This is a genomic window from Pseudomonas edaphica (assembly GCF_005863185.1).
GTDB classification, from domain to species: Bacteria; Pseudomonadota; Gammaproteobacteria; order Pseudomonadales; family Pseudomonadaceae; genus Aquipseudomonas; species Aquipseudomonas edaphica.
On sequence record NZ_VBVZ01000806.1, the window covers coordinates 1 to 2,363 of the forward strand.

Annotated in this window: 3 protein-coding genes; all 3 read right to left on the reverse strand. The window is 49.2% G+C overall.

What is annotated here, in order from left to right:
- Positions 1-832, reverse strand: an 832-nt coding sequence (locus FEM54_RS30690) for a phosphatase PAP2 family protein (RefSeq protein ID WP_138454078.1), incomplete at its 3' end; no start/stop codon positions are given.
- Between the two features lie 326 nt (positions 833-1,158).
- A complete protein-coding gene (locus tag FEM54_RS30695; RefSeq protein WP_138454079.1) occupies positions 1,159-1,416 on the reverse strand; it encodes a hypothetical protein in 258 nt (85 codons plus the stop codon).
- Positions 1,417-1,579: 163 nt separating this feature from the next.
- A partial coding sequence (locus FEM54_RS30700; RefSeq protein WP_205894442.1) for a calcium-binding protein occupies positions 1,580-2,363 on the reverse strand: 784 nt, incomplete at its 5' end.

The following is a 2,363-nucleotide window of genomic DNA, read 5'->3' on the forward strand; positions in this document are numbered from 1 at the left end:
CTTCTACCTGCTTGCGGATATCACCGCTCAACTCAAAAAAAGTCGTTGCCAGCGTGTCGTCTTCCAGCATTTTGGACAGGTAGTAATAGTTACCGATACGGGACGCGATGGTGTCGGTAGGAAAGTGCGCTCGCAATACCACCCGGCTTTCGCCGTACTGCAAGGCGCGGGAAATGATTTCACTGCCACGCTCTGGAAATACCAGGCTCATGCCCATTGCCGTTTCATAGCCATCCCACGTATGGCCGCTGGGGAAGGATGAACCTTTTATGGACTGATAGTTTTTTATGTATTGTGAGTTCTCAAGCACGTCCTTGGGACGACCACGAAGGAACTGGTCTTTTAATATGAAATCTGCGGTTCGTTCTCTTTTTTCATTAGCGTCATATGAGTAGCTTGCCTGGTTGTATAGATCTACCAAGTGACTGTATGAATCGAAGGTTGAGAGATCCAGCGGTGCGCGGGGTGTTTTTTCAGGGGTGAGGGAGCCTAGCGCTGACTGCGTCATGATCGCCCTCTTATAGATAGATTTCTGGGATGCATCGCTGATGGCGAGCCGATATCTGTCGCCGCCGTCCTGCGCGTAGGCGATAGACCCTAGTCGGTCAAGGTTTGCCGCTTCTGATCCTGGTTGTGGGTAGCCAGTGATGACATGGCTTTGCAGTTCTTTGAACCAGGCCGTTCTTTTGGAGTCAATCAGCCCGTTAGCGGTGTCGATATCAATGTCGGCTAATGCAGATGCTGGTGAGGCCAGCCAGACAAAAAATGCATATTTCAACGCAGTGTATTGGCCAAGTAGGCGCACATCTGGAATTTTGATTGTTGATGGCATGATTCTTCCTGAGTCATTTGGCTTAGTTGGAAGATACCGTTATGCGGTTTTTTCTTTTCGGTTTTATTACTGGATTATTAGAAACACCAAAAAATATTTTTCAGACACCGCAGAGTCAAATATTTTACCCTTTAGGAAATTTCCTATTGATTAATTTTTAGTTATGAGCCAAGCAACTTCATGCCTGTAAATCCAGGTGTTAGTCATAACAACGCTCAGCGAACGTTGAGCACGTAAAGCGCACTTTATTTTTAGCCGTATGTTCAGCAACGGAGCGACATGCCGGAGTTGCTCGCGGCATTTGACTATACGTCGGGCTACATCTTCTAAATAACGACGTGACGCTGATCATCGTCAGGATGGTTTTTCGGCGCTTGCCAGTTTGAAACGCTTTTGTTGGTAGGTAAGGCCCACACCATCCCAAGTAGCCGATGGCAGCGCAAATAGTAGGTGACCTTAATCTTCGTTTTGGTTCTAACGCTGCTGGCCTCGAAGGTGAACTGCTCTCCCGGCTGAGCCATACGTTGGCCCTTGAAGGGCCCATCGATAACTAGCAATTTAATTTCGACGTTACGCTCGTGCATCGCGTGCTCCTATATTAATTGCATCCGTTGAGATGTATCCGCCCCCATGCACCCTACCAGCGAGGATGGGAGAGAATGCCAGGATATTTCGGACTAGACATATAACTGGGAGCCGATAGAAACCATAGCCCTGCCGTGCCGGTTGGCACGGCAGGTTATGCCCCTATTGCCAGTTACTGGCAATAACTGCATTCAACGACGATTGATAATTTTGCGGCAAGGAAACATTGCCTGGTGCTGGAGGCGCAAAAGCAGCCATGGCGCCCACAAGTTGATCGACCTGGTTTTCCAATAGGACTTTTCCGTCATGGGTACGGAACTGCTCAATATGCTGCGCCTTTTCCCAAGTTCCCGCCCCCCAAAAGGACCACTTGGATATTGTCACTTTATCAGCGGTACCGATAACGCTGATCTCCAAGTCCCAGCCTTTTTTGCTGAACCATAGTTGGTTGGCGGAAATACCGGCACCAAATTGCAGTACATCGGTATTGGAGTTAGTGTCGAAATCGTCAATAACATCCTGCCCCCCGTTACGTTCGAAATGATATAGATCACTACCACCACCGCCATGCAGTTGATCATTCCCCATCCCGCCCATCAGCGTGTCAGCGCCCTCGCCACCGCTCAGTTCATCGTCCCCTCCACCGCCCGACAAGATATCGTTGCCACCTAGCCCATAAAGCTTATCGTCCCCGGCAAAGCCGCTTAACGAGTCTGCAAGAGTATCCTCACCAAAGAGCACATCGTTGCCCTGAGTTACTGTGCCTTTAGTCATATCTTTGATAGTGCTGGCACTCCAGACTTTTTCCCCGGAGAACTGAATCTGCTCAATCTGATTCGCGCTATTGGAAAACCAACTGGAAACCGTCAGTTTATCGGTTGTCCCGTTGATACCGACATACAGGTCGTAAAGGTTGCGACTTAACTGGATATCCGACGGGTTGAGG

What these genes read in the sequence shown, in the direction of transcription:
- FEM54_RS30695 (WP_138454079.1), bottom strand. Translation starts at nt 1,416, where the DNA reads ATGCACGAGCGTAACGTCGAAATTAAATTGCTAGTTATCGATGGGCCC.